The sequence below is a fragment of the Streptomyces sp. NPDC056128 genome (assembly GCF_042263835.1).
GTDB lineage: Bacteria > Actinomycetota > Actinomycetes > Streptomycetales > Streptomycetaceae > Streptomyces.
Genome location: NZ_JBHJVQ010000009.1, coordinates 146,068 through 170,626, shown reverse-complemented (window position 1 = coordinate 170,626; position 24,559 = coordinate 146,068). Strand labels below are relative to the sequence as shown.

Here is a 24,559-nt window from a genome sequence, read left to right as displayed (position 1 = left end):
CTTCGCGCGCGGAACCGGAGGACGGTCCGAGCCACGAGGGGGGAGGCTCGGACCGTCCGTTGTACAGCCGTCGTACGGCGGGTTCAGTCCGCCGTTTCGTCCAGCGCGCGCAGCAGATCGGCCACCAGGTCCTCGGGGTCCTCCGCGCCGACCGAGAGCCGCACGAAGCCCTCCGGCACCGCGTCGCCGCCCCAGCGCCCGCGCCGCTCGGCCGTGGACCGCACCCCGCCGAAGCTCGTCGCACCCTCCACCAGCCGCAGCGCGTCGAGAAAACGGTCGGCACGCGCGCGTGTGGCCAGCGTGAAGGAGACGACGCACCCGTAGCGCAGCATCTGCTGCGAGGCGATCTTGTGTGAGGGGTCGTCGGGCAGCCCCGGGTACCGCAGGCCGGTGATCTCGGGCCGCGCCCGGAGCGCCTCGGCGACCCTGAGCGCGGTGGCGTTCTGCCGGTCGACCCGCAGCTGGAGGGTGGCGATCGAACGGTGCGCCAGCCAGGCCTCCATGGGGCCGGGGATCGCGCCGACGATCTTGCGCCAGCGCCGTACGGCGGTCATCGCCTCGGCGTCGCGGCCGGCCACGTATCCGAGGAGGACGTCTCCGTGGCCGGTGAGCTGCTTGGTGCCGCTGGCGACGGAGAAGTCGGCACCGAGCTCCAGCGGGCGCTGTCCGAGCGGTGTGGCGAGGGTGTTGTCGACGGCGACCAGGGCGCCGCGCGTGTGGGCCGCCTCGACGAGCCGTCGTACGTCGCACACGTCGAGACCGGGGTTGGACGGCGTCTCGATCCACAGCAGCTTCGCCCCGTCCAGGACGTCGAGCTGGGCGTCCCCGCGGGTCGGCGCGGTACGCACCTCGATGCCGTACGCCTCCAGCTGGGCGCGGACCAGCGGCAGCACCTGGTAGCCGTCGCTGGGCAGGACGACCACGTCCCCGGCGCGCAGCTGCGAGAAGAGCACCGACGAGATCGCGGCCATGCCGGAGGCGAACACGAGCGTCTCGACGCCTTCCCGCCCGGGAGACTCCAGCTCGCCGATGGCCCGTTCCAGATGCGTCCAGGTCGGGTTCTCGTCGCGGCCGTAGGTGTACGGGCCGGTCGGCTCTCCCGGGAGATGGAAGTGGGCGGCGAACACCGGACCGGGCAGGGTCGGCTCGTGCTTGACGGGCTCGGGCAGCCCGGCCCGCACCGCGCGCGTGCCGTCACCGGTGCCGGTGGACGCCCCCGGCCCGTGCCCGCCGGGCCCGTCGTTCGTAGCGGAATCACTCATGCCGCCCGTCCCTCCACTTGCTCGCGTACCGCGGCGAGCAGTCCTCCGCTCGCCGCCTCCACCATCTCAAGGCACTCCTCGAAGCCGTCCGTGCCCCCGTAGTACGGATCCGGAACGTCCAGGTCACCGCCGTCGGCGGCGGGATCGTAGGACCGCAGCAGGTGCACCTTGGCCGCGTCCTCCTCCGTGGGCGCCAGCCGGCGCAGGGCCCGCAGATGGCCGGCGTCGAGGGCGATCACCAGGTCGAGGCGGGAGAACCAGGACTGCTGGAACTGCCGTGCGGTGTGGCCGAGGTCGTACCCGTGCTCCACCAGGACGGCCACAGTGCGCGGATCGGCCCCCTCGCCCTCGTGCCAGCCACCGGTGCCGGCGCTGTCGACCGCCACCCGGCCGTCGAGCCCGGCGTCCGCCACGCGCGCGTGGAAGACGGCCTCGGCCATCGGGGAACGGCAGATGTTGCCCGTGCACACGAAGCAGACGCGATAGGTCATCGCGATCGGTCCCCGTCGGGCAGGAACGCGTTGAGGGCCCAGGAGACGATCGAGATGATCAGTCCGCCCAGGACGGCGGTCCAGAAGCCGTCGACATGGAAACTCACGTCGAGCTTGTCGGCCACCCACGAGGTGAGCAGCAGCATCAGCGCGTTGACCACCAGCGTGAACAGACCGAGGGTCAGGATGAACAGGGGGAAGGTGAGCACCTGCACGATCGGCTTCACCAGCATGTTCACCAGGCCGAAGACCAGCGCCACCACGATCAGCGTGACGGCCTTCTCACCGGTGCTGCCCCCAGTCAGGGTGATCTTGTCGAGCAGCCATACGGCGACCGCGAGGGCCCCGGCGTTGGCGATCGTCTTGACTAGGAAATTCTTCATGTGTCTGATCGTGGCAGACGCGATCGGAAACGAACGGTGAGGCAGGGGCGGACGAGGCGATGAAGGCATTCCGGCTGGACGAACTGGAGGCGGAGCGTGCCGCCAACGACGGTGCCTACCTGCAGTTCCTGCGCGAGCGGAACATGTCGGTCGGCCTGTACGCCCTCGACGCGGGCACGTCCGATCCGCAGAACCCGCACGCGCAGGACGAGGTGTACTTCGTGGTGAGCGGGCGGGCCGCGATCACCGTGGGCATGGAGACCACCCAGGTCGCCCGCGGCAGTGTGGTCTACGTCCCGGCCGGGGTCGCCCACAAGTTCCACCACATCAGTGAGGACCTGCGGGTTCTCGTGGTGTTCTCTCCGCCCGAGAGCTGAGTCCCCACCCCGGGATTCCCTAGGGGAACGGTCAGGGGGAGACAAGGGATGCGTGCGCCCTGCGGGGGCCTTCGCGGCCCTAGCATCGGGTGCAGGACATCAGAGCATTCCCAGCGGGAGACCGGACCCACACAGGGCCCGTTCCCCGAACGGGTGGAAGGTAAGGACGAGGGCCATGCGAGAGATCTTCACGGGACTGCCGTGGTGGGTGAAGTGGATCGCGGTGCCGGTCATCGCCCTGGTCGTGTTCGGCGGGCTGATCGCCAGCGTGGTCGGGTTCGTGATCGGACTGCTGTTCAAGCTGCTGGTCTTCGTCGCGCTCGTCGGCGGACTGATCTACGTCGTGCGCAAGTTCATGTCGAGTTCGTCCTCGCGCAGCGACTGGTGAGAGCCGTGGGACAAGGGTGGCGGTAACGGGAACCACCGATTCCCTCGGGCGAGGGAAGTTTCCGGGACGGGCCGTCGGCGGGCGGTGACCGGCGATTAGAGTCCGGAACTCCACGCGGGGGCGACCTCGCGAACGGCGCACACCCCCACCCGTGTTCCCCGCACGGACGGCCTCCTCGCGTTCCCGGGAGTGACCCTTGGCCACGGCTGACACCGCATTCGCACCGCTGCACGCCCTGCCCGTGCAGCCCTACTCGACGCCACCACCCCCGCCCCCCTCCGCCGACCCGCCCTCGGCCACCCTCATCGGCTCCGTGCAGCGGGCGATGCGCCTCCTGGAGTGCGTCGCGGAACACGAGTACGGAGCCCCCGCCAAGCAGCTGGCCCGGGAGACCCGGCTGGCGCTCCCCACGGCGTACCACCTGCTGCGCACCCTGGTGCACGAGGGCTACCTGCGCCGGGAGAAGGGGCTGTTCTTCCTCGGCGACGCCGCCGAGCGGCTGAGCAGCAGCGGGGCCGCGCAGAAACGTCGCAGCACGGTGGTCGACGCGCTCGCGCAGGTGCGCGACGCGATCGGCGCTCCCGTGTACTACGCCATGTACCGCGACGGCGAGATCGAGGTCATGTGCGTCTCCGACACCCCGGGCAACCCGGCCGTCGAGGAGTGGGCGGACTTCCGCGAGACCGGGCACGCGCACGCCGTCGGGCAGTGCCTGCTGTCGCAACTGGACGAGGACGCCCGCCGGGACCACCTGGACCGCTACCCGGTGCAGTCCCTCACGCCGTACACGGTCCGTGATGGCAATGCCCTGCTGAGACGCCTGGAACGCAGACGGCGGACGACTCCGGTGACCGAACGCCAGGCGTACGCCCTGGGGACGGTGTGCGCCGCGATCCCCATCACCGTCGGCACCACGGTGGCCACGATGGCCGTCTCCCTGCCCCTTCACCAGGCCGACCGGCTGCTGCCGGCCGCGGAGCGGCTGCAGGACGAGGTGGGGCGGCTCCTGGGGTCACTCGCGATCTCTATCAGTATCTGAAAACTCACTCCTTGTGATCTGGTGTGTACGTTGAGCAAGATGCCACCAGTGTTAGAGGTTTGATTCCCGGACAGTCGACGGCGAATGACGGGTGTGCGATGGGCGAGTCCGTACAGGCAGAGGTCATGATGAGCTTTCTCGTGTCCGAGGAGCTCTCGTTCCGCATTCCGGTGGAGCTGCGCTATGCGACCTGTGATCCCTATGCCGTGCGGTTGACCTTCCATCTCCCCGGGGACGCCCCGGTGACCTGGGCCTTCGGCAGGGAGCTACTGGTCGACGGGGTGGGCCGGCCGTGCGGTGACGGGGACGTGCGCATCGCACCGGTCGAGCCGGAGCCGCTGGCCGAGGTGCTGATCCGCCTCCAGGTCGGTGGCGACCAGGCACTGTTCCGTTCCTCGGCGGCGCCCCTGGTGGCGTTCCTCGACCGCACCGACAAGCTGGTGCCCCTGGGTCAGGAGGGCGCGCTCGCGGACTTCGACACCCACCTCGACGAGGCGCTGGACCGCATCCTGGCGGAGGAACAGAGCGCGGGCTGAACCGTTACGGCAGGCGCGGTGCGGGCGTAACGCTTCGCCCCGGGGCGCGTCAGCGCTTGCGGCGACGGCCGCGTCCGCCGCGCGCGGGGGCCGCGTTCCCGCCCGGCGTCGCCCCGGCGGCTTGCGCGGCCGTCCGGTCGGCCGAGACGACGAGAGCGGCGAGGGCCGTGGTGACCGGCACGGACGCCACCAGGCCGATCGAGCCGACCAGCGTGCGCACGATCTCCTCCGCGACCAACTCGCTGTTGGCGACCGTCCCCACCCCGCTCTGCGCGATCGAGAACAGCAGGAGCAGGGGCAGCGCGGCGCCCGCGTAGGCGAGCACGAGCGTGTTGACGACCGAGGCGATGTGGTCGCGGCCGATGCGGATGCCCGCGCGGTACAGCCCGCGCCAGCCCATCGTCGGGTTGGCCTCGTGCAGCTCCCAGACCGCCGACGTCTGGGTGACCGTCACGTCGTCGAGGACGCCGAGCGAACCGATGATGACGCCGGCCAGCAGCAGACCGCTCATGTCGATCGACGGATACAGGCCGTGAATGAGGCCGGTGTTGTCGTCCGTGTTGCCGGTCAGCGCCGCCCAGCCGATGAACAGCGACCCGAGAACGCCGATCAGCAACAGGGAGATCAGCGTGCCGAGCACCGCCACGGACGTGCGCGCGGAGAGGCCATGACACAGATACAGCGCGATCAGCATGATGGCGCTGGACCCGATCACCGCGACGACCAGCGGGTTCGAACCCTGGAGGATCGCGGGGAGGATGAAGAAGTTCAGCAGCAGGAAGCTGATCGCCAGGGAGATCAGCGCCATCAGGCCCCGCAGCCTTCCGACGGCCACCACGGCCAGCGCGAAGATGCCGGCGAGCAGGGCGAGGGGGAGCCGGCGGTTGATGTCGGTCACCGAGTACTGCAGGTCCCGCGGTGCGGAGGGTTCGTAGGCGACCACGACCTGCTGGCCCTCGTGCAACTGCCGCGACTGGTCCGGCTGCACGATCTCCTCGAACGTACGGCCCTTGTCCTTGCCGCTGTCCACGCGGATCGTCGCCCGCTTGCACTCGCCGTTCGCCTGCTGGACGGCGGAGGAGCCCTCGGCGGTGGAGGTGTCGCCGGTGGGGGTGGAGCCCGAGGCGTTGACGGACTGGCAGCTCAGTTCCACCACCTTGGTCACGGTGGCCTGCTGCGTCTGCCGGTCGAAGCCGACGCCGGTGCGCTCGTGCGGCGGCGCGCCGCCCGGCCACAGGACGGCGAGCCCGACCAGGACCGCCGCGGTGAACGGGATCAGGATCGCGGCGATGACCTTCCGCAGATGCCGGGAGACGGGCGCCGCGGGTCCGTGACTGTGCGAGTGCCCGTGACCTCCTCCCGCCCCGGGCCCATGACCGCCGCCCGCACCGGGCCCGTGACCGCCGCCATCGTGGCCGTGTCCGTGGTCGCCGGCTCCACGGTCGGCGCCCTCTTCGGCGTGCGGTCCGCGGCGGGGATCGTGCGGCGGAAAGGGGGGATGCTGCGGTGTGGTCACCGACCGATCATCGCAAGAACAAGGGGGGCCCTCTGTTCACCGCGCCCGAATGGGCGTTAGCGTGGGGGCACCTTTGTACACGCGGGAGCTCGGAGCACCGGGCTGAGAGGGCGCTGACCTCCGTCCCAGCGATGTTTCACGGGAAACGTCACCGAAGTCGAGTGATGTATCCCACGAAGCGTCGGCGGACGGAATCCGCTGCGTCGACCGCCGAACCTGTTACCGGGTAATGCCGGCGTAGGGAGTAGGTCTCATGACCATCAAGGACGCACGCACGCCTGCCTCCACGCAGAACTCCTCCCAGGAGGAGACCGCGGAGGCCGGGAAGTCCATCGGCTGGCACAAGGCGTACGTCGAGGGCTCGCGCCCCGACCTGCTGGTGCCGGTCCGTCAGGTGCACCTCACCAACGGGCAGTCGGTCACGCTGTACGACACCTCCGGCCCGTACACCGATCCGCTGGTCGACACCGACGTCCGCAGGGGACTGGCTCCGCTCCGGGAGAACTGGATCATCGCCCGCGGCGACACGGAGGAGTACGCGGGCCGTCCCGTCCGTCCCGAGGACGACGGCATCAAGCACACCTCGCCGCGCGGCGGACTGCGCAACCTCGACGCCGTCTTCCCCGGACGGCCGCGGCAGCCCCGCCGGGGCCGGGGCGGCACCGCAGTGACGCAGCTCGCGTATGCCCGCCGGGGCGAGATCACGCCGGAGATGGAGTACGTGGCCGTCCGGGAGAACGTCTCGCCGGAGGTCGTCCGCGAGGAGATCGCGGCGGGCCGTGCCGTACTGCCGGCCAACGTCAACCACCCCGAGATCGAGCCGATGATCATCGGCAAGCGGTTCCTGGTGAAGGTCAACGCCAACATCGGCAACTCGGCGGTGACGTCCTCCATCGAGGAGGAGGTCGACAAGATGACCTGGGCGACCCGCTGGGGCGCCGACACGGTCATGGACCTCTCCACCGGCCGCAACATCCACACCACCCGCGAGTGGGTCCTGCGCAACTCCCCCGTCCCCATCGGGACCGTGCCGCTCTACCAGGCCCTGGAGAAGGTCGACGGCCGGGCCGAGGAGCTGACCTGGGAGGTCTACAAGGACACCGTGATCGAACAGGCCGAGCAGGGCGTGGACTACATGACGGTCCACGCGGGCGTGCGCCTGGCGTACGTGCCGCTGACCGCGAACCGCAAGACCGGCATCGTCTCGCGCGGCGGCTCGATCATGGCGGCGTGGTGCCTGGCCCACCACAGGGAGTCGTTCCTGTACGAGAACTTCGAGGAACTCTGCGAGATCCTCGCCGCGTACGACGTCACGTACTCCCTCGGCGACGGCCTGCGGCCGGGATCCATCGCGGACGCCAACGACGAGGCGCAGTTCGCCGAGTTGCGCACGCTCGGGGAACTCAACCGGACCGCCAAGCGTTTGAACGTTCAGACCATGATCGAGGGCCCGGGACATGTCCCGATGCACAAGATCAAGGAGAACATCGACCTTCAGCAGGAGATCTGCGATGAAGCTCCGTTCTATACGCTCGGCCCGCTGACCACGGACGTCGCGCCGGCGTACGACCACATCACCTCCGGCATCGGTGCCGCGATGATCGCCTGGTGGGGCACGGCCATGCTCTGCTACGTCACGCCCAAGGAACACCTGGGCCTGCCCAACCGTGACGACGTCAAGACCGGCGTCATCACCTACAAGATCGCCGCCCATGCCGCCGACCTCGCCAAGGGTCACCCAGGTGCGCAGGAGTGGGACGACGCGCTGTCCGACGCCCGTTTCGAGTTCCGGTGGGAGGACCAGTTCAACCTGGCCCTCGACCCGGACACGGCACGGGAGTTCCACGACGAGACCCTGCCGGCCGAGCCCGCCAAGACGGCCCACTTCTGCTCGATGTGCGGGCCGAAGTTCTGCTCGATGAAGATCAGCCACAGCATCACAGAGCAGTTCGGTGGCACGGCGGCTGCGGGGGCGACGGCGGAGGAGGTCGCGGAGGGGATGCTCCAGAAGTCGAAGGAGTTCGCTGCGAGCGGGAACCGGGTGTACCTGCCCATGGCGGAGTAGCCGTAGCCCTGAGAGAACGGCCTCGCCCTGTACTCAGCGGCGAGGCCGTCCTGCTCCGAGTGGAGCACGATTGCTCGTACCTCACACGTGGACGCAGTCGGTACTCGGCCCATGCGTCGTAGAAGGCATCCGGGTTGCCTGTCAGGCGTTCGCAGGCGCCACTGCTGACGTAGTTGACCTCCTCGTGAAACAGGGGCGCGTCTGCCGTAACGGAAGGGACAAGGTCGCGCACGGGATGATCTACGTCCCTACGCTGCCTGGCATGGGCGGGATTGATGTGGCCAACGGAGTCGTCGGCGCGGTGCTGGGGATGTTGTTCGCGGTGCTGTTCCAACAACCGTTACAGAACGGCTGGTACAAACTGCGCATTCGCTCCACGAGAGTGGTACGCAGCATGAGGCAGCGGGAGGCGTCCAGTCCCGCGTGGAGGACCTTCTCCCTGGGCCCCCTCCATACCTCCGCCTTGGTCGTGGAGGGGGACGGTGAGTCGTCAATACCCGCCGAAGCCATCTATATCCAGGTGCTCGACGAGGAGATCGAGTTGCCATCGGACATGGTCGGATGGCGCGCTGAAATCGAGGTTGAGAGCCAACGTCTGCTTGCGGAGGGCCGAACGCCGTTGTGGAACGGTCCTCGCTACGCAGTCGAATCGTTCGATGTCTCCCGCACCGCCCTCGACGAACAGCCCCAAGTTCATCTGCGGCTGCGCCCGACGGACTACTACACGTTTCTCGCGGCTCAGCAGCTCGACCGTCGACTGGCCGACGGTACGACTCCTCGGTCCCGCTACCTTGCCCCGGAGGATCCGCTGCAGTCACCTGCGTTTCTGCAGTGCAGTTTCGCAATCAACGTCGCGGTGGTGACCGCCGACGACATGTTGGTCGTCAGCCGGCGCAGCGACCGGGTCCGTATGGCGCCAGGTGTCTGGAACTCCTCTGTGAACGAGGGCATGTCACGGCACATCGACTCATCCGGCCGGAGCGCCCCCGACCTGTATGCCGTAGCCCGGCGCGGCATGCGGGAGGAACTCTCCATCGAACCAAACGAGTACTCACTTGAACTGCTTGCCTTTGTGCTGGACATTGACAAACGCCACTGGAGCGCTCACTTCTACGCCAGGCTGAAGGACTTGACGGGCGAAGGCCTGCAGGCACGTATGAGCAGAGGTGTCGCGGACAGATGGGAACATCAGACCATCGACTACGTGCCTTTCCGCCCCACAGCAGTAGTCAAGTACATGCTGCGTGCCGATCGGATTCATCGGTGGGCTCCACTTGCGCCGGCGCTCTTCCATCTCGCGCTGGTTCACGTTTACAGCCGCACAACGGTCGAAAGAGCGGGCGCGCAGGTAATTCGGCGCATGTAGCAGTGCCGGAACGTACGGTCGTGGGCATGATGAACATCGTTGGCGAGCCGCGCAGGCTCGGAGTCGCCGGACCTGAGGCGAGACTCTGCTTCGAGACAGAGCTCCAAGAACTGGGGTCGGCACCGCGGCGCAGGTTGCTGATGCTCGATGGGAAGCCCGCGTTTGAGCTTTCCCCGTGGTGTGGGACGTGTCAGTTCCTGTTCCAGCGGCTTGAGGGCGCCAGCGAAACGCTGTCATTGGCAGGCATGCAAGAACGCCTCGTCGGCCAGGTCTCCGATCTGGACGACGGCACCCTGGTTGCATTCGGCTCCTTGCTGCCGGAAGGCAACTACCTGCCCTTGTTGCTCCGTGTCGAGCCACGGTTGGTGACGCCAGGACAGGAGGGCGACTACTTCAGCAATGAGCAAGTGGCCACCTGGGGGCCCGACCAGTTCTGGGGCCTCCCGGAGCACCCCCGCACGCCGTATTACCGGACGTTCGAGACGGTGATCGATGACACCGCACATCTCTATGAGTTCGCCGTACCGATGGTTCCTCCACTTTGGAACAACCGGGAGCGGGTCGCGGAGTATGCCGAGTGGATGGCGCAGGGGATGGTGCCGACAGCAGTCGCGGTGTCGACGTTGGATCGCTGTCAGCCTGCGATCAGCCTCCAGTCGACCGACGAGTACGAGCACTGGGGGCTGACGCATTTCCTGCTCGACGGCCATCACAAACTGGAGGCGGCAGCCTCGGCCGGACGTGCCGTGCAGCTCCTTTCACTCCTGGCCTTGGACGAGAGCCTGTCCGGCCCCGATGACCACCGCAGGTTGGGAGCCCTGCGCTCGCGGCCCAACCGGAGCCGTGAGGCAGTCCAAGGAGTTCGCCGGCCGATGTCCACGGGGGCGTCGGCCGGCCGTTGAGTCCGTGATCAGGGTTGCTGAGCGTCCTCTAGCCGTTCCACCTGCCGCCTGATCAGCTCGGTGGGGAACGACAGGTCTGCGCCTACGCTCAGCTCGGAGAACGTGGCGATGGTGTTCGCCGTGCGTACCACGATGAACTGCTCGTTGCGGTCCCCCGGCTGATTCGGCTCCATAGGGATAATCTGCCGGAAAGCCAACGCCTCTTCGCCGACCTGCGGCGGTGTCTCCGTCCTCACCGTCGCCTTGAACGGTCCGACGTAGCCCTCGCCCTCGTAGGACCGGCAGGTGGCGAGGGCCTGCTTGAGTTCCGCGAAGCGCTGTTTGGCCTCGTCTCCCTCATAGGAGGCGAGTGTCGAGTTGCCGCCCATGATGTTCTTCTTCCAGTTGAAGGTCTGGAAGACGTGAGCGAACGACCCCTCGCCGTTGGGGACGTCGATGAGTGGCTGGCAGGCGGGTACGGATATGGGCGGGAAGGAGCGTTCGCTGCCTTCCAGCGGGGGTTCCTGTACCGCGAGGGGCTCGTGGGCCTGTGGGACCTCTCCGTCCTTGAAGGCCAGGTCCTTGAGTTGAGTCATCGTCAGAGGTTCCGCTCGGGCCTTGGCCGAAGGGGTGGTGGACGACGCCTCGGCGGCGGCCTTCGGCTCCTGAGCCGGGGCACACCCTGACGCCAGGACCACTCCGACGACCGTTGCCACGGCTCTTGTCCTCAGCCGTGTCGTGTGCGCTTGCATGAGTCCCCCTGGGCAGGTGTGGATCGGAAGCCGACGCTAGTGATGTAGGCAGTCGGTGACCAGGGAGTATCCGATCACGGTTCGGGAATCGAGATCCGGTGTCGGCCGCCGGTGGGCTGGTCTTGACATCCATGAAGATCTCGCAGGACATCCGCCGCGAGCACTGACGTCCCCGCGTGCCGTGCCGTGCCGTGCTGTGCCGCGCCGTGCGGTGGGGAGGGGGCAGACCGTCGGTCCGTCCTCTCCCCGCCGAGGGGTCCGTCTCGGCAGACTGGGGGTATGACAGCCACCTCCCTGAGCAAGGGTGCCAACCTCGCCGTCGACTCCCCCGCGGTGCGGATCGAACTCGTCTGGGCCGCCGGTCCCGGGGTGCCCGAGATCGACGCCTCCGCGCTGCTGCTCACCTCGGCCGGACGGGTGCGGGACGACGGTGACTTCGTCTTCTACAACCAGCCCCGGCACGCGTCCGGCGCGGTGGGGCACCTGGGCAAACGGGGCGGACCCGGCGCGCCCCCGGGTGTCACCACCGACTCGGTCGAGGTGGACCTGGTCTCGGTGGAGCCGGCCGTCGAACGCATCGTGCTGTGCGCCTCGGCGGACGGCGGGACGTTCGGCCGGGTACCGGGGCTGTCGATGCGGTTGCTGGACGCCGCTTCCGGCACCGAGCTGGCCCGGTTCGACATGACCGCCGGGACGGAGACCGCCCTGGTCGGCGGCGAGCTGTACCGGCGGCAGGGGAAGTGGAAGTTCCGCGCGGTCGGGCAGGGGTACGCCGCCGGACTCGCGGGACTCGCCACCGACTTCGGCATCACCGTGGACGACGACGCTCCCCCGACGCCCACGCCCACCCCGACACCCACCCCGACGCCACCCCCTCAGCCCCTGTCCCCACCGCCGACCGCGTCCACCGGGCGCACCCGTCTCACCAAGGGCGAGGAACAACTGCCCGTGGACATGCGCAAGCGGCTGTCCCTGCGCAAGGAGCAGGTCGCCGTCAGTCTGCGCAAGCACGGCGCGGACGGCGTCACCGCGCGCGTCATCCTCGTACTGGACGCCTCCGGTTCCATGTCGTTCCTCTACTCCAAGGGCGTCGTGGCGGACGTCGTGGAGCGGATGGCCGCCGTCGCCGCGCAGCTGGACGACGACGGCGAGATGCAGGCATGGACCTTCGCCTCGAACCCGGCGCGCCTGCCCGACCTGCGCCTGGGCGAGCTGCCCGACTGGCTGCGGCTGCACGTACGTGTGGGGGAGATCAGCCTCTTCCGCCGCGGCCGGAAGAAGGGCCTGGACCCTCAGCAGGTCGACATGCGGGCGGTCGGGATCCAGAACGAGGAGCAGAAGGTGATCGCCCAGGTCCGTGCCTTCGTCCGGGAGAATCCGGCACCGGTTCCGACCCTGGTCCTGTTCTTCTCCGACGGCGGTGTCTACCGCGACGCCGAGATCGAGCGGGAGCTGCGGGAGGCGGTGGAGGAGCCGGTCTTCTGGCAGTTCGTGGGGCTCGGCCGGGCCAAGTACGGCGTGCTGGAGCGGTTCGACACCCTGACGGGCCGCCGCGTCGACAACGTCGGCTTCTTCGCCGTGGACGACATCGCCACCGTGCCGGACCCGGAGCTCTACGACCGCCTGCTGTCCGAGTTTCCGTCCTGGATCACAGCCGCCGGCCGGGCGGGCATCCTCTGACGCGCCGCCCGCCCGGACCGGTGGCTACTCGGGCCGGTGTTCCGGACCCCCGAAGTCCGGGCTGCTGTAGTCCGGGCTGGAGTAGCTCGGACGGTGACCGGTCTCGGGGCCGCCGTCGGGACTGGTGAACCCGGGCCGGCCGTATCCGAGGTGCGGCATGCGGCTGCTCGGGGCCCTCGGTCCCGTGCGGTGCAGTGCCGCCGCCCTGCCCGGGTCACCGAGCGCCTCCTGCAGGAAGGGCAGGATGCCGCGTTCCAGCAGGGCGTCGTGCCAGGCGTCCCTGGCCCGGGCCACTTCCTCGTCGAGTACGCCGTAGGAGCCGGACTCGGCGGACGGCCGGTTGCGCAGTGCGGTGATCAGCAGCCCCACCGCGGCGACGAGGATCGCCACCGCGGTCACGGCGCCGAACATCCATCCCGTGGTGAGCATGGTCTGCGCGAAGGCCTGCCCCGGATCCAGCATCTTCAGGATGTAGCCGACGAGCAGGAAGATCGCCGCGGCGGTGCCGGCCAGGACGGGTGCCAGGACGGCGACGACGGCGACGGCCCCCGCACCGGTCGCCTCGGCCACCTCCCCCATGGTGGCGGCGAGGCCCACCGCGTCCCTGCCCTGCTCCTCGGAGCCGGACTCGCGCGTGGCGGGCGACGTGGCGGACGGCGCCGGGTGGCGCAGTTCCTCGCGGGCCTTCACGTAGTGCTGGTACTCGGTGGTGGCCGCCGCCGTGATGAGGGCGGTCGCGTTGAGTGCCATGGTGCGCAGTTGTTCGGAGTTGAGCCGCTGTCCGACAGCGGCCAGTTCCGGGCGGTGTGGTGCGGAGCGCAGCGCCTCGTCGAGGATCCGCTCGTACTCTTGGCGGTCCTCGTTCGACAGGTGCTGCGGAACGCTGTTCATGTGCATCCCCCGATGCTCCGTAGGGCTTGGGGCTCGCATGCCAACGAGCCGTCGGGCAGAAACGGAGGGGAGCCTGCTACGGATAAGCCGATGGTAGAGCGGTGACGGTGGAGGGTGACAGGGGGTTTCCAGAAATTGGGTGCCGTCCCGTACGGGTCCCGCCGTCGAAACGCTCGTCTGCCGAACGGTCAGACGTCCAGCGGAAGTTGCTGGACCAGCAGCTTTCCGGCCATGGTCACGCCGCCGTCCATCGCGATGGCCAGCCCGTCCGCGTAGACGTGGGGTCCCTCGACCGCCGTACGGGTGTCGTCCTCGCCGTCCTCGGAGCCGACCTCGCCCAGCAGGTAGGGGATGGGGCTGTGTCCGTGAACGATCCGGGTGCCGCCGTACGTATCCAGCAGGGAGCGCACGGCCTCGGCGCCGCCCTCGTCGCGGAAGGAGAAGCGCTTGGTGAGCTTGCGGAACAGGTCCCAGACCTCTTCCGCGTCGTTACGGGTGAGGGTCTCGCGGACGGTGTCGTTGACCTCTTCGATGGAACGGCCGTAGTCGAGGTAGGTGGTGGCGTCCGAGTGGACCAAGAGGTGGTCGTCGACCTCCTCCATGGCGTCGAGGCGGGCCATCCACTGCAGGTGGTGGTCCTGGAGGCGGTCCATGTCGGTCTTCTGGCCGCCGTTCAGCAGCCAGGCCGCCTGGAAGGTGGCGGTGCCGGCGCCGGAGTTGACCGGCGTGTCGCCGAACCGCTTGGCGCCGAGCAGCAGCAGCTCGTGGTTGCCCATCAGCGCTTTGCAGTAGCCGCCGGCCGCGGCGGCCTCGGCGGACAGCCGCATCACCAGGTCGATGACGCCGATGCCGTCCGGGCCGCGGTCGGTGAAGTCGCCGAGGAACCACAGGCGTGAGGTGCCCGCGCACCACTGGCCGTCGGCGTCGACGAGGCCCTTCTCGCGCAGCGCGGCGAGCAGCTCGTCGAGGTAGCCGTGCACGTCGCCCACGACGAACAGCGGACCCTGGCCGGTGACGGACTGCCGCACCTGGATCGGCTCGGGGTCGACGGGCACCTGAACCGTGTCACCCCGACGGATGACGGGCAGATCCCGCTGCGTGGGCGTGTAACCCTCCGGATAGGGCTCCTCGGACCCCTCCTCGGAGGGCGGCGCGGGCTCGCCCGCCTGTGTGCCGGGGCCGGCATACGGAGCGGTCTCGTGGACGTAAGCGGGCACCCGGAAGTCGCGCACCGTCGCGGTCCGCTCCACCTCGGGTCCCTGACCGGCCCCCTGAGTCATTGACCCCTCCACCATCGCGCCGCATCTGCACCGCTTCGGACTGCCTGGTCGCAGCGGCCCGCGGTGTGTGGGCCCATCATAGGAATGCGGATCGCGCTGTGTGATGACCCAGGGGTGGTGAATCAGAACAGGACTCCGGTTCACCGCGGCTTTCGCCCCGATTGGGCCGGTCTTCGCCCGTCCGGGAACGCCGTCCGGCCGTGTGGCGAACGTGCCGGGTGTGGCGTTCGCCGCCTTCCGCGCGCCCCCGTGCGCCGCCCCTCCGCGCCCCGTTTCGGACCGGGGCGCGCCGCCGCACGCGCCGAGCGCGTGGCCCGGCGCGCTCCTAGTGGTTCTCCGGTGATCGCGGCGGGCTGACCGTCGTACGGGGCGGGCGGCGCTGCGACGACGTACGCACGATCAGTTCGGTCGGTATGACCTGCTCGACCGGCTGGTCCGAGTGCAGCCCCTCGATCGCGTCGATCAGCACCTGGATCACGGCCGTACCGATGCGGCGGGGTTTGAGCGAGAGGGTGGTGATGGGCGGCTCGGTGCTGGCGTACACGGTGGACTCGCTGCAGCAGACCAGCAGCAGGTCCTCGGGGACGCGCAGTCCGTAGCGGCGGGCGGCGGCGAGGAGGTCGGTCCCGTTCGGGTCGAACAGGCCGTAGACGGCGTCGGGCCGGTCGGGGCGGGCCAGCAGCCGGTCGGCGGCGACCGCGCCGGCGCACGGGTCGTGGGCGGGGTAGGCCTCGTAGACCGGGTCCTGCCCGACGCGCTCGCACCAGCGCAGGTAGGCGGTGGTCGACAGATGGGTGTACGTGTCCGTCGTGGTGCCGGTGAGCAGGCCGATCCTGCGGGCGCCGGCGTCGGCGAGGTGATCGAGGATGCCGAGGACGGCCGCCTCGTGGTCGTTGTCGACCCACGCCGTGACGGGGAGTGTGCCGGCCGGGCGGCCGTCGGAGACGACCGGTAAGCCCTGGCGGACCAGTTCGCTGACGACCGGGTCGTGGTCCGAGGGGTCGATGACGACCGTCCCGTCGAGTGCGACGTTGGACCACACGTCGTGGCGGGAGGTCGCCGGGAGGATTACGAGGGCGTAGCCGCGGGCGAGCGCGGCGGAGGTGGCGGCGCGCGCCATCTCCGCGAAGTACGCGAACTCGGTGAAGGTGAAAGGTTCATCCCCGTACGTCGTCACGGTCAGGCCGATGAGTCCGGACTTGCCGGTGCGGAGCGTGCGGGCGGCGGCCGAGGGCCGGTAGCCCAGACGGTCGGCGACCTCGCGCACATGGCGCCGGGTGGCATCCGGGAGTCTGCCCTTGCCGTTGAGTGCGTCGGAGACGGTAGTGATGGATACTCCGGCGGCGGCGGCCACGTCCCTGATGCCCGCCCGGCCCGGCCGGCTGCCTCGACGTGAGGTTTCCGCGCGGCTCACCTGGTGCTTCCCTGCTGCTGTCATGGCGAGCCGATAGTAGGGCTCATGGGGTGGGGTAGGGCGGACGCATATGCACGCGTTGACAGTCACGTTTCTGCATGATCATTAACGCAGAACGGCCATGGAAAGCAAGCTAGTTGGGCCCAACCATGCCAGTACCTGGTGTGCCGACGAGTGAGGGCCTGCCATGGGGCGGATGTTGCGAAGAGGTCTCAACTCACCTGCACGGGGGATGCGCGCCACGGCGCAAGCCACCGGCGCGTAGATATATGTGCGGCGCGCCCCCCGATACGTGCGCCTTCGTGCCCTGATGCCCCTGTTGCCAGTGTGACGGAGGAGGTCTGGCCTCACCTATACGCAGCGGCGGCGAATCCTCATAAGGTGAGAAGTATTCGATGCCGGTGGTGGTCACGAGGAGGACTGCGGTGAGCGAGACGAGCCCCAAGCTGCGCGCCGAGCTGGAGGGAATTCCCACCTACAAGCCGGGCAAGCCCGCCGCGGCCGACGGCCCGGTGGCCTACAAGCTGTCCTCCAACGAGAACCCCTATCCGCCGCTGCCGGGGGTGATGGAGTCGGTGACGGCCGCCGCCGCGTCCTTCAACCGGTACCCGGACATGGCCTGTACGTCCCTGATGAGCGAGCTGTCGGATCGCTTCGGCGTGCCCCTCACCCACCTGGCCACCGGCACCGGGTCGGTCGGCGTGGCGCAGCAGCTGATCCAGGCGACCTCGGGCCCGGGCGACGAGGTGATCTACGCCTGGCGCTCCTTCGAGGCGTACCCGATCATCACCCAGGTCAGCGGCGCCACGTCCGTGAAGGTCCCGCTGACCCCGGGCGACGTGCACGACCTGGACGCGATGGCGGAGGCGATCACCGACCGGACCCGGCTGATCTTCGTCTGCAACCCCAACAACCCGACCGGCACGGTGGTGCGGCGGGCCGAGCTGGAGCGCTTCCTCGACCGGGTGCCGAGCGATGTGCTGGTGGTCCTGGACGAGGCCTACCGCGAGTTCATCCGCGACCCCGAGGTGCCGGACGGCGTCGAGATCTACCGCACGCGGCCCAACGTCTGCGTCCTGCGCACCTTCTCCAAGGCGTACGGCCTCGCGGGGCTGCGGGTCGGGTTCGCGATCGCGCACGAGCCGGTGGCGGCGGCGCTGCGCAAGACCGCGGTGCCCTTCGGGGTGAGCCAGATCGCGCAGGAGGCGGCGATCGCCTCGCTGCGGGCCGAGGACGAGCTGATCGGCCGGGTCGGGTCGCTGGTGTGCGAGCGCACGCGCGTGGTCGACGCGCTGCGCGCACAGGGCTGGACGGTGCCGGAGACCCAGGCCAACTTCGTGTGGCTGCGGCTGGGGGAGAGCACGGTCGCGTTCGCGAACGCGTGCGAGCAGGCCGGCGCGGTCGTCCGACCGTTCCCGGGCGAGGGTGTGCGGGTCACGGTCGGAGAGAGCGAGGCGAACGACATCTTCCTGAAGGTGTCGGAAGCGTTCCGCAAGGAGCTGTAGGTCAGAAGGAGCTGTAGTTCAGAAGCAGCTGTAGGTCAGGCGGCGGGCCGGGACACGACCGTCAGGCGTCGACGCGCTCGACGCGTACCGGGTCGCCGTCGCGCACCGTCGCCAGCAGGCGCGGGTCGCCGTCCAGGCGGCCCATGACGTTGCACGGACTCGCGAGGCGGCATTCGTCGCCTCGCGAAATCGGTGTGGGCCCGTAGGGGAGGGCCAGGGCGTCCCCGTCGGTCCAGAAGGCGACCGTGCCCGGCTCGACGACTTCCCGGGCGTCCGTTTCACGTGAAACCGACACACCTGTGTCGAAGTACACCTCCTCGCCCCAGGTATGGGCGGAGGCGGTGAGCGGCAGGGCCTTGAGAAGCGCCTGCGTGGTCGGGGTGTCGTCGAGTGCCGCGGTGAGGTGTCCCGCAGGCCATGAGATCCGAATCTGCATGCGGCGGATTCAACAATATGTTGAAGTCCCTGCCAAGGGGTTGACGTCACAGGGGACCCCCCTTCCGGTGTCGAAAAGCAGTAGGTCATAATTGCTTGTGAATGTGAACGCGTTCACAAGCGTGTCCCGGTTGCACCCGCGTTGGGTGTGACAAACACGTTCAAAACGCCGCTGACCACGGCGATGTGGCGAGGTAAGGAGAGTGACGACGTGGACATGGCTCTGGCGCCGGAGACCCTGGCGCGGTGGCAGTTCGGCATCACGACCGTCTACCACTTCCTGTTCGTCCCGCTGACGATCTCACTGGCCGCCCTGACGGCCGGGCTGCAGACCGCATGGGTCCGCACGGAGAAGGAGAAGTACCTCAGGGCGACCAAGTTCTGGGGCAAGCTCTTCCTGATCAACATCGCCATGGGTGTCGTCACCGGCATCGTGCAGGAGTTCCAGTTCGGCATGAACTGGTCCGACTACTCGCGCTTCGTCGGCGACGTCTTCGGTGCCCCGCTCGCCTTCGAGGCGCTGATCGCCTTCTTCTTCGAGTCCACCTTCATCGGTCTGTGGATCTTCGGCTGGGACAAGCTGCCCAAGAAGATCCACCTGGCCTGCATCTGGATGGTCTCGATCGGCACCCTGCTGTCGGCGTACTTCATCCTCGCGGCCAACTCCTGGATGCAGCACCCCGTCGGCTACCGGATCAACGAGGAGAAGGGCCGCGCCGAACTCACCGACTTCTGGCAGGTCCTCACCCAGAACACCACCCTCAACCAGGTCTTCCACAGCTTCTCGGCGGCCTTCCTCACGGGCGGTGCCTTCATGGTCGGCATCGCCGCCTTCCACCTGATGCGCAAGAAGCACATCCCGGTGATGCGGACCTCGCTGCGGCTCGGCCTGGTCACCCTGGCGGTCGGCGGCATGCTCACCGCGGTCAGCGGCGACACCCTCGGCAAGGTCATGTACGAGCAGCAGCCGATGAAGATGGCCGCCGCCGAGGCCCTGTGGGACGGCGAGAAGCCGGCGCCCTTCTCGGTGTTCGCCTACGGGGACGTCGACAAGGGCCACAACAAGGTCGCCCTGGAGATCCCCGGACTGCTGTCCTTCCTGGCGCACAGCGACTTCGAGTCCTACGTACCCGGCATCAACGACACCAACAAGGCCCTTCAGGAGAAGTACGGCCCCGGTGACTACAAGCCCATCGTCCCCGTCGCCTACTGGGGCTTCCGGTGGATGATCGGCTTCGGCATGGCCTCCTTCTCGCTCGGCCTGCTGGGCCTGTGGCTGACCCGGAAGAGGTTCCTGCTGCCGGCCCCGCTGCGCACCGGGGAGGACGAAGTGCCGCGACTGGTGCTGCTGAAGAAGCCGCTCGGGGCGAGGCTCACCCGCATGTACTGGCTGCTGGCGGTCTGGACGATGGCCTTCCCGCTGATCGCCAACTCCTGGGGCTGGATCTTCACCGAGATGGGCCGCCAGCCCTGGGTGGTCTACGGCGTGATGCAGACCCGGGACGCGGTCTCCCCCGGCGTCTCCACCACCGAGGTCATCATCTCGATGACCGTCTTCACCCTGCTCTACGCCGTCCTGGCCGTCATTGAGGTCAAGCTGCTGGCGAAGTACGTCAAGGCGGGCCCGCCCGAGCTGACCGAGGCCGACCTCAACCCGCCCACGAAGATCGGCGGCGACCTCCGTGACGCCGACAAGCCGATGGCCTTCTCGTACTAGGCCGAGGGAGCTGCACAGTCATGGAACTGCACGACGTCTGGTTCGTTCTGATCGCCGTCCTGTGGACCGGCTACTTCTTCCTGGAGGGCTTCGACTTCGGCGTCGGCGTGCTCACCAAGCTGCTCGCCCGGAACCGGCCCGAGAAGCGGGTGCTGATCAACACCATCGGCCCCGTGTGGGACGGCAACGAGGTGTGGCTGCTCACCGCCGGCGGCGCCACCTTCGCCGCCTTCCCCGAGTGGTACGCCACGCTCTTCTCCGGCTTCTACCTTCCGCTGCTGGTCATCCTGGTCTGCCTGATCGTCCGGGGTGTCGCCTTCGAGTACCGCGTGAAGCGGCCCGAGGAGAACTGGCAGCGCAACTGGGAGACCGCGATCTTCTGGACCTCGCTGATCCCGGCGTTCCTGTGGGGCGTGGCCTTCGGCAACATCGTCCACGGGGTCAAGATCGACCGGGACCTGGAGTACGTCGGCACCGTCTGGGAGCTGCTCAACCCGTACGCGCTGCTGGGCGGTCTGGTCACGCTGACGCTGTTCACCTTCCACGGAACGGTGTTCACCGCGCTCAAGACCGTCGGTGAGATCCGTGAGCGCGCACGGGTCCTGGCGCTGCGGATCGGGCTGGTCACGGCCGTGCTGGCCCTGGTCTTCCTGGTCTGGACGCAGGCCCACAGCGGGAACGGCAAGAGCCTGGTCGCCCTCGTGGTGGCCGTCGCCGCCCTGGTCGCCGCCCTGGTGGCGAACCAGGCCGGGCGTGAGGGCTGGTCGTTCGCGCTCTCCGGCGGCACCATCGTCGCCGCCGTGGCGATGCTCTTCCTGACGCTCTTCCCGAACGTCATGCCGTCCACGCTCAACCCGGACTGGAGCCTCACCGTCACCAACGCGTCCTCGAGCGCCTACACGCTGAAGATCATGACCTGGCTGGCCGTGATCGCCACACCGGTCGTCCTGCTCTACCAGGGCTGGACGTACTGGGTGTTCCGCAAGCGCATCGGCACCCAGCACCTCGCCGACGCCACGCACTGAGTGCCGGGGAGGTCTGTTTCACGTGAAACCCATCGATCCACGTCTTCTGCGGTACGCCCGCGCCACCCGGCTCTTCCTTACGGCTGTCGTCGTCCTGGGAGCCGTCGGGGCGGGACTGCTCGTCGCGCAGGCGATGCTCATCGCCGAGGTGGTGGTGGGCGCCTTCCAGCAGTCCATGACCGCCGCCGAACTCCGTACTCCCCTGCTCCTGCTGGTCGCCGTGGCGTGTGGCCGCGCGCTGGTCGGCTGGCTCACCGAACTGGCCGCGCACCGGGCGAGCGCGGCGGTGAAGTCGGAGCTGCGGGGCCGGCTGCTGGAGCGGGCCACCGCGCTCGGCCCCGGCTGGCTGAGCGGACAGCGGACCGGCTCGCTGGTCGCCCTGGCCACCCGGGGCGTCGACGCCCTCGACGACTACTTCTCGCGCTATCTGCCGCAGTTGGGCCTCGCGGTGGTCGTACCCGTGGCGGTGCTCGCCCGCATCGTCACCGAGGACTGGGTCTCGGCGGCCATCATCGTCGGGACCCTGCCGCTCATCCCGGTCTTCATGGTGCTGATCGGCTGGGCCACCCAGTCCCGGATGGACCGCCAGTGGCGCCTGCTGTCCCGGCTCTCCGGGCACTTCCTGGACGTGGTCGCGGGGCTGCCGACGCTGAAGGTCTTCGGACGGGCCAAGGCGCAGGCCGATTCGATCAAGCGCATCACCGGTGAGTACCGGCAGGCGACCATGCGGACGCTGCGGATCGCCTTCCTGTCGTCCTTCGCGCTGGAACTGCTCGCCACCCTGTCCGTGGCCCTCGTGGCGGTCACCATCGGCATGCGGCTCGTCCACGGGGACATGGCCCTGTACGACGGCCTGGTCGTCCTCGTCCTCGCGCCCGAGGCCTATCTGCCGCTGCGGCAGGTGGGGGCGCAGTACCACGCGGCGGCCGAAGGGCTCGCCGCCGCCGAGGAGATCTTCGAGGTCCTGGAACGGCCCGTACCGGCGTCCGGGAACGACCCGGTTCCGGCCGACGGCGCCCTCGCCTTCGAGGACGTCACGGTCCGCTATCCCGGACGCTCCGTGGACGCCGTCACGGACGTGAGCCTCACCGTCGAGCCCGGGGAGACGGTCGCGCTCGTCGGCCCGAGCGGAGCGGGCAAGTCGACGCTGCTCCACGCCCTCCTCGGCTTCGTGACCCCGAGCGCGGGACGGATCCGGATCGGCGGGACCGACCTCTCCTCGCTCGACCCGGCGCAGTGGCACGCCCAGGTCGCCTGGGTGCCGCAGCACCCGCACCTGTACGCCGGGACCATCGCGGAGAACGTACGCCTGGCCCGGCCCGACGCCGACGACCTCGCCGTATGCCGTGCGTTGCGGGACGCGGGCGCGCTGGAGTTCGTGGACGCGCTGCCCGACGGCACGGGGACCGTCCTCGGCGAGGACGGGACGGGGCTGTCCGCCGGGCAGCGGCAGCGGCTCGCGCTGGCCCGGGCGTTCCTCGCGGACCGGCCGGTGCTGCTGCTGGACGAGCCGACGGCGGCCCTGGACGGGGCCACCGAGGCCGAGGTCGTGGCGGCCGTGCGCAGGCTGGCGGAGGGGCGGACGGTGCTGCTGGTGGTGCACCGTCCGGCGCTGCTGGAGGTGGCCGACCGGGTGGTGCGGCTCGCGGAGCCCGCGCCCGCCGCCGTGTCCGACGGCACCCTTTCCGTACCGGCCGGGCGTGGTGCCGAGGAGACCGCCGTATCCGCTGTTCCCGTCGCTCCGGACGTCCCGGCGCCCGTGGTGGAGGCCCGGGGCGGTGTCCTCGCCAGGGTCCGTGCCATGTCCGCCGCCCGGCGCGGACGGCTCGCCCTCGGGCTGCTGCTGGGCAGCCTGGCGCTGGGCAGTGCCGTGGGCCTGATGGCCACCTCCGGGTACCTCATCTCACGGGCGTCCGAGCAGCCGCCGGTGCTGTACCTGATGGTGGCCGTCACGGCGACGCGCGCCTTCGGGATCGGGCGGGCCGTGTTCCGCTACGCGGAGCGGCTCGTGACGCACGACGCCGTGCTGCGGATGCTGGCCGACACCCGGGTCGCCGTGTACCGGCGGCTGGAGCGGCTGGCGCCCGCGGGGCTGCGCCGCACCCGTCGGGGCGACCTGCTGTCCCGGCTCGTCGCCGACGTCGACGCCCTGCAGGACTACTGGCTGCGGTGGCTGCTGCCCGCCGGTGGCGCGGTCGTCGTCTCCGCCGCCTCGGTCGGGTTCACGGCCTGGCTGCTGCCGGAGGCCGGTGCGGTCCTCGCGGCCGGTCTGCTGGCGGCCGGGGCCGGCGTCCCGCTGGTGACCGGGGCGGTGGCCCGGCGGGCCGAGCGGAGGCTCGCCCCCGCGCGGGGCGTGCTCGCCACCCGGGTGGCCGACCTGCTGACCGGCACCGCCGAGCTGACCGTCGCCGGAGCCCTGCCCGGCCGGGCCGCGGAGGCACGCCGGGCCGACGGCACGCTCACCCGGATCGCCTCCCGCGCCGCCACCGCCACCGCGCTGGGCGACGGACTCACCGCGCTGATCTCCGGCCTGACCGTCGCGGGCGCCGCCCTCGTCGGCGCCCAGGCGGTGGCCGACGGCCGGCTCGCCGGCGTGGCCATGGCCGTCGTCGTCCTCACGCCGCTGGCCGCCTTCGAGGCCGTACTCGGGCTGCCGCTGGCCGTGCAGTACCGGCAGCGGGTGCGCAGGAGCGCCGAGCGCGTGTACGAGGTCCTCGACGCCCCCGAGCCGGTACGGGAGCCGGAGACACCCCGGCAGGCTCCCGCCTCGCCGTTCCCGGTCGTCCTCAGGGGACTGGCCGCACGGCACGCCGGGCAGGACCGGGACGCCCTGGCGGGCCTGGACCTCTCGCTCGCCGAAGGCCGCCGCGTCGCCGTGGTCGGGCCGTCCGGCTCCGGCAAGACCACCCTCGCCCAGACGCTGCTGCGCTTCCTCGACGCGGACGCCGGCTCCTACACGCTGGCCGGGGTGGACGCGTACGCCCTGGCCGGCGACGACGTGCGGCGCCTCGTCGGGCTGTGCGCCCAGGACGCGCACCTCTTCGACAGCTCGGTGCGCGAGAACCTGCTGCTGGCCAGGAAGGACGCCACCGAGGGCGCACTGCGGGACGCGCTGGCCCGGGCCCGGCTGCTGGAGTGGGCGGACAGCCTGCCCGACGGCCTGGACACGCTGGTCGGTGCGCACGGGGCCAGGCTGTCCGGCGGCCAGCGGCAGCGGCTGGCCCTGGCCCGGGCGCTCCTCGCCGACTTCCCGGTCCTGGTGCTCGACGAGCCCGCCGAGCACCTCGACCTGCCGACCGCGGACGCGCTCACCGCCGATCTGCTGGCCGCCACCGAGGGCCGGACGACCCTGCTGATCACGCACCGGCTGGCGGGTCTGCGGGCCGTGGACGAGGTGCTCGTGCTGGACCGGGGCCGGGTCGTGCAGCGGGGGACGTACGCGGAACTGGCGGCCGTGCCGGGTCCGCTGCGGGAGATGGCCGGGCGCGAGGCGGCGGCGGAGCTGCTGGTGCCACAGACACGGCCGTAGGCACGGGCGCGGCGCGGCGCGGCGCGG

General features: G+C 69.8%; 21 protein-coding genes and 1 riboswitch. Of the genes, 12 read left to right on the top strand and 9 right to left on the bottom strand.

Going from position 1 to position 24,559, the window contains the following annotated elements; genetic code table 11:
- Positions 1–83: 83 nt before the first annotated feature.
- The 3 genes from ACFC1X_RS20055 to ACFC1X_RS20045 are packed head-to-tail and all read right to left on the bottom strand — an operon-like array spanning position 84 to position 2,136.
- Positions 84–1,262: a cystathionine gamma-lyase gene (locus ACFC1X_RS20055; RefSeq protein WP_376355433.1), complete on the bottom strand. Its 1,179-nt coding sequence runs from the start codon at positions 1,260–1,262 to the stop codon at positions 84–86.
- On the bottom strand, positions 1,259–1,753 hold the full coding sequence (locus ACFC1X_RS20050; protein WP_376355431.1) for a low molecular weight protein-tyrosine-phosphatase: 495 nt from the start codon (positions 1,751–1,753) through the stop codon (positions 1,259–1,261). Before ACFC1X_RS20050 ends, ACFC1X_RS20055 begins: the two co-directional genes overlap by 4 nt.
- Positions 1,750–2,136 carry a phage holin family protein gene (locus tag ACFC1X_RS20045; RefSeq protein WP_161329461.1) on the bottom strand — a complete coding sequence of 129 codons (387 nt, stop codon included), beginning with the start codon at positions 2,134–2,136 and terminating at the stop codon, positions 1,750–1,752. Before ACFC1X_RS20045 ends, ACFC1X_RS20050 begins: the two co-directional genes overlap by 4 nt.
- 59 nt (positions 2,137–2,195) lie before the next feature.
- Here ACFC1X_RS20045 and ACFC1X_RS20040 point away from each other — a divergent pair, with 59 nt between their 5' ends.
- The 4 genes from ACFC1X_RS20040 (at position 2,196) to ACFC1X_RS20025 (ending at position 4,476) form a co-directional block, all read left to right on the top strand.
- Positions 2,196–2,513, top strand: coding sequence for a cupin domain-containing protein (locus ACFC1X_RS20040; RefSeq protein WP_114528306.1), 318 nt, complete (start codon positions 2,196–2,198; stop codon positions 2,511–2,513).
- A 175-nt stretch (positions 2,514–2,688) separates the two neighbouring features.
- Positions 2,689–2,901 (top strand): DUF5326 family protein, encoded by a 213-nt coding sequence (locus ACFC1X_RS20035; protein WP_007388908.1) that lies wholly within the window; start codon positions 2,689–2,691, stop codon positions 2,899–2,901.
- Between the two features lie 313 nt (positions 2,902–3,214).
- Positions 3,215–3,940 carry an IclR family transcriptional regulator gene (locus ACFC1X_RS20030; RefSeq protein ID WP_376355535.1) on the top strand — a complete coding sequence of 242 codons (726 nt, stop codon included), beginning with the start codon at positions 3,215–3,217 and terminating at the stop codon, positions 3,938–3,940.
- 98 nt (positions 3,941–4,038) lie between these two features.
- On the top strand, positions 4,039–4,476 hold the full coding sequence (locus tag ACFC1X_RS20025; RefSeq protein WP_376355428.1) for an SsgA family sporulation/cell division regulator: 438 nt from the start codon (positions 4,039–4,041) through the stop codon (positions 4,474–4,476).
- Between the two features lie 49 nt (positions 4,477–4,525).
- Here the strand turns inward: ACFC1X_RS20025 and ACFC1X_RS20020 are convergent, their stop codons facing one another.
- A complete protein-coding gene (locus ACFC1X_RS20020; protein ID WP_376355427.1) occupies positions 4,526–5,992 on the bottom strand; it encodes a YibE/F family protein in 1,467 nt (488 codons plus the stop codon).
- A gap of 71 nt (positions 5,993–6,063) precedes the next feature.
- Positions 6,064–6,253: riboswitch (TPP riboswitch) on the top strand.
- On the opposite strand from ACFC1X_RS20020, the gene thiC reads away from it, so the two are divergent.
- From thiC to ACFC1X_RS20005, 3 genes are all read left to right on the top strand, one after another.
- Positions 6,246–8,057 carry a phosphomethylpyrimidine synthase ThiC gene (thiC, locus tag ACFC1X_RS20015; protein WP_376355425.1) on the top strand — a complete coding sequence of 604 codons (1,812 nt, stop codon included), beginning with the start codon at positions 6,246–6,248 and terminating at the stop codon, positions 8,055–8,057. It overlaps the preceding riboswitch by 8 nt.
- A 262-nt stretch (positions 8,058–8,319) precedes the next feature.
- The gene (locus ACFC1X_RS20010; protein ID WP_376355423.1) at positions 8,320–9,423 is read left to right on the top strand and encodes a hypothetical protein; all 1,104 of its coding nucleotides are present in this window, start codon (positions 8,320–8,322) and stop codon (positions 9,421–9,423) included.
- A 26-nt stretch (positions 9,424–9,449) separates the two neighbouring features.
- Positions 9,450–10,325, top strand: a complete 876-nt coding sequence (locus tag ACFC1X_RS20005) for a hypothetical protein (protein WP_376355421.1) — start codon at positions 9,450–9,452, stop codon at positions 10,323–10,325.
- A gap of 8 nt (positions 10,326–10,333) precedes the next feature.
- Here ACFC1X_RS20005 and ACFC1X_RS20000 read toward each other — a convergent pair whose 3' ends face one another.
- Positions 10,334–11,020, bottom strand: coding sequence for a hypothetical protein (locus ACFC1X_RS20000; RefSeq protein ID WP_376355419.1), 687 nt, complete (start codon positions 11,018–11,020; stop codon positions 10,334–10,336).
- Between the two features lie 315 nt (positions 11,021–11,335).
- Here ACFC1X_RS20000 and ACFC1X_RS19995 point away from each other — a divergent pair, with 315 nt between their 5' ends.
- A complete protein-coding gene (locus ACFC1X_RS19995; RefSeq protein WP_376355417.1) occupies positions 11,336–12,736 on the top strand; it encodes a VWA domain-containing protein in 1,401 nt (466 codons plus the stop codon).
- A 24-nt stretch (positions 12,737–12,760) separates the two neighbouring features.
- Here the strand turns inward: ACFC1X_RS19995 and ACFC1X_RS19990 are convergent, their stop codons facing one another.
- The 3 genes from ACFC1X_RS19990 to ACFC1X_RS19980 all read right to left on the bottom strand — a co-directional run bounded on the left by ACFC1X_RS19990 (position 12,761) and on the right by ACFC1X_RS19980 (position 16,345).
- Positions 12,761–13,633: a hypothetical protein gene (locus ACFC1X_RS19990; protein WP_376355415.1), complete on the bottom strand. Its 873-nt coding sequence runs from the start codon at positions 13,631–13,633 to the stop codon at positions 12,761–12,763.
- A 182-nt stretch (positions 13,634–13,815) separates the two neighbouring features.
- Positions 13,816–14,922 carry a Ser/Thr/Tyr protein phosphatase SppA gene (gene sppA / locus ACFC1X_RS19985; protein WP_376355413.1) on the bottom strand — a complete coding sequence of 369 codons (1,107 nt, stop codon included), beginning with the start codon at positions 14,920–14,922 and terminating at the stop codon, positions 13,816–13,818.
- 310 nt (positions 14,923–15,232) lie between these two features.
- On the bottom strand, positions 15,233–16,345 hold the full coding sequence (locus ACFC1X_RS19980) for a LacI family DNA-binding transcriptional regulator (RefSeq protein ID WP_376355412.1): 1,113 nt from the start codon (positions 16,343–16,345) through the stop codon (positions 15,233–15,235).
- 401 nt (positions 16,346–16,746) lie between these two features.
- Here ACFC1X_RS19980 and hisC point away from each other — a divergent pair, with 401 nt between their 5' ends.
- Positions 16,747–17,826 (top strand): histidinol-phosphate transaminase, encoded by a 1,080-nt coding sequence (gene hisC / locus ACFC1X_RS19975; protein ID WP_376355410.1) that lies wholly within the window; start codon positions 16,747–16,749, stop codon positions 17,824–17,826.
- Between the two features lie 61 nt (positions 17,827–17,887).
- Here the strand turns inward: hisC and ACFC1X_RS19970 are convergent, their stop codons facing one another.
- A complete protein-coding gene (locus ACFC1X_RS19970) occupies positions 17,888–18,262 on the bottom strand; it encodes a cyclophilin-like fold protein (RefSeq protein WP_376355408.1) in 375 nt (124 codons plus the stop codon).
- A gap of 210 nt (positions 18,263–18,472) precedes the next feature.
- Between ACFC1X_RS19970 and ACFC1X_RS19965 the strand changes: the two genes are divergently transcribed.
- The 3 genes from ACFC1X_RS19965 to cydD are packed head-to-tail and all read left to right on the top strand — an operon-like array spanning position 18,473 to position 24,532.
- Positions 18,473–19,978 carry a cytochrome ubiquinol oxidase subunit I gene (locus tag ACFC1X_RS19965; protein WP_376355406.1) on the top strand — a complete coding sequence of 502 codons (1,506 nt, stop codon included), beginning with the start codon at positions 18,473–18,475 and terminating at the stop codon, positions 19,976–19,978.
- Positions 19,979–19,998: 20 nt separating this feature from the next.
- Complete coding sequence (cydB, locus tag ACFC1X_RS19960; RefSeq protein ID WP_376355404.1) at positions 19,999–21,003, top strand: cytochrome d ubiquinol oxidase subunit II; 1,005 nt, start codon at positions 19,999–20,001, stop codon at positions 21,001–21,003.
- Between the two features lie 22 nt (positions 21,004–21,025).
- Positions 21,026–24,532, top strand: a complete 3,507-nt coding sequence (cydD, locus tag ACFC1X_RS19955; RefSeq protein ID WP_376355402.1) for a thiol reductant ABC exporter subunit CydD — start codon at positions 21,026–21,028, stop codon at positions 24,530–24,532.
- The last annotated feature ends 27 nt before the right edge of the window (positions 24,533–24,559 follow it).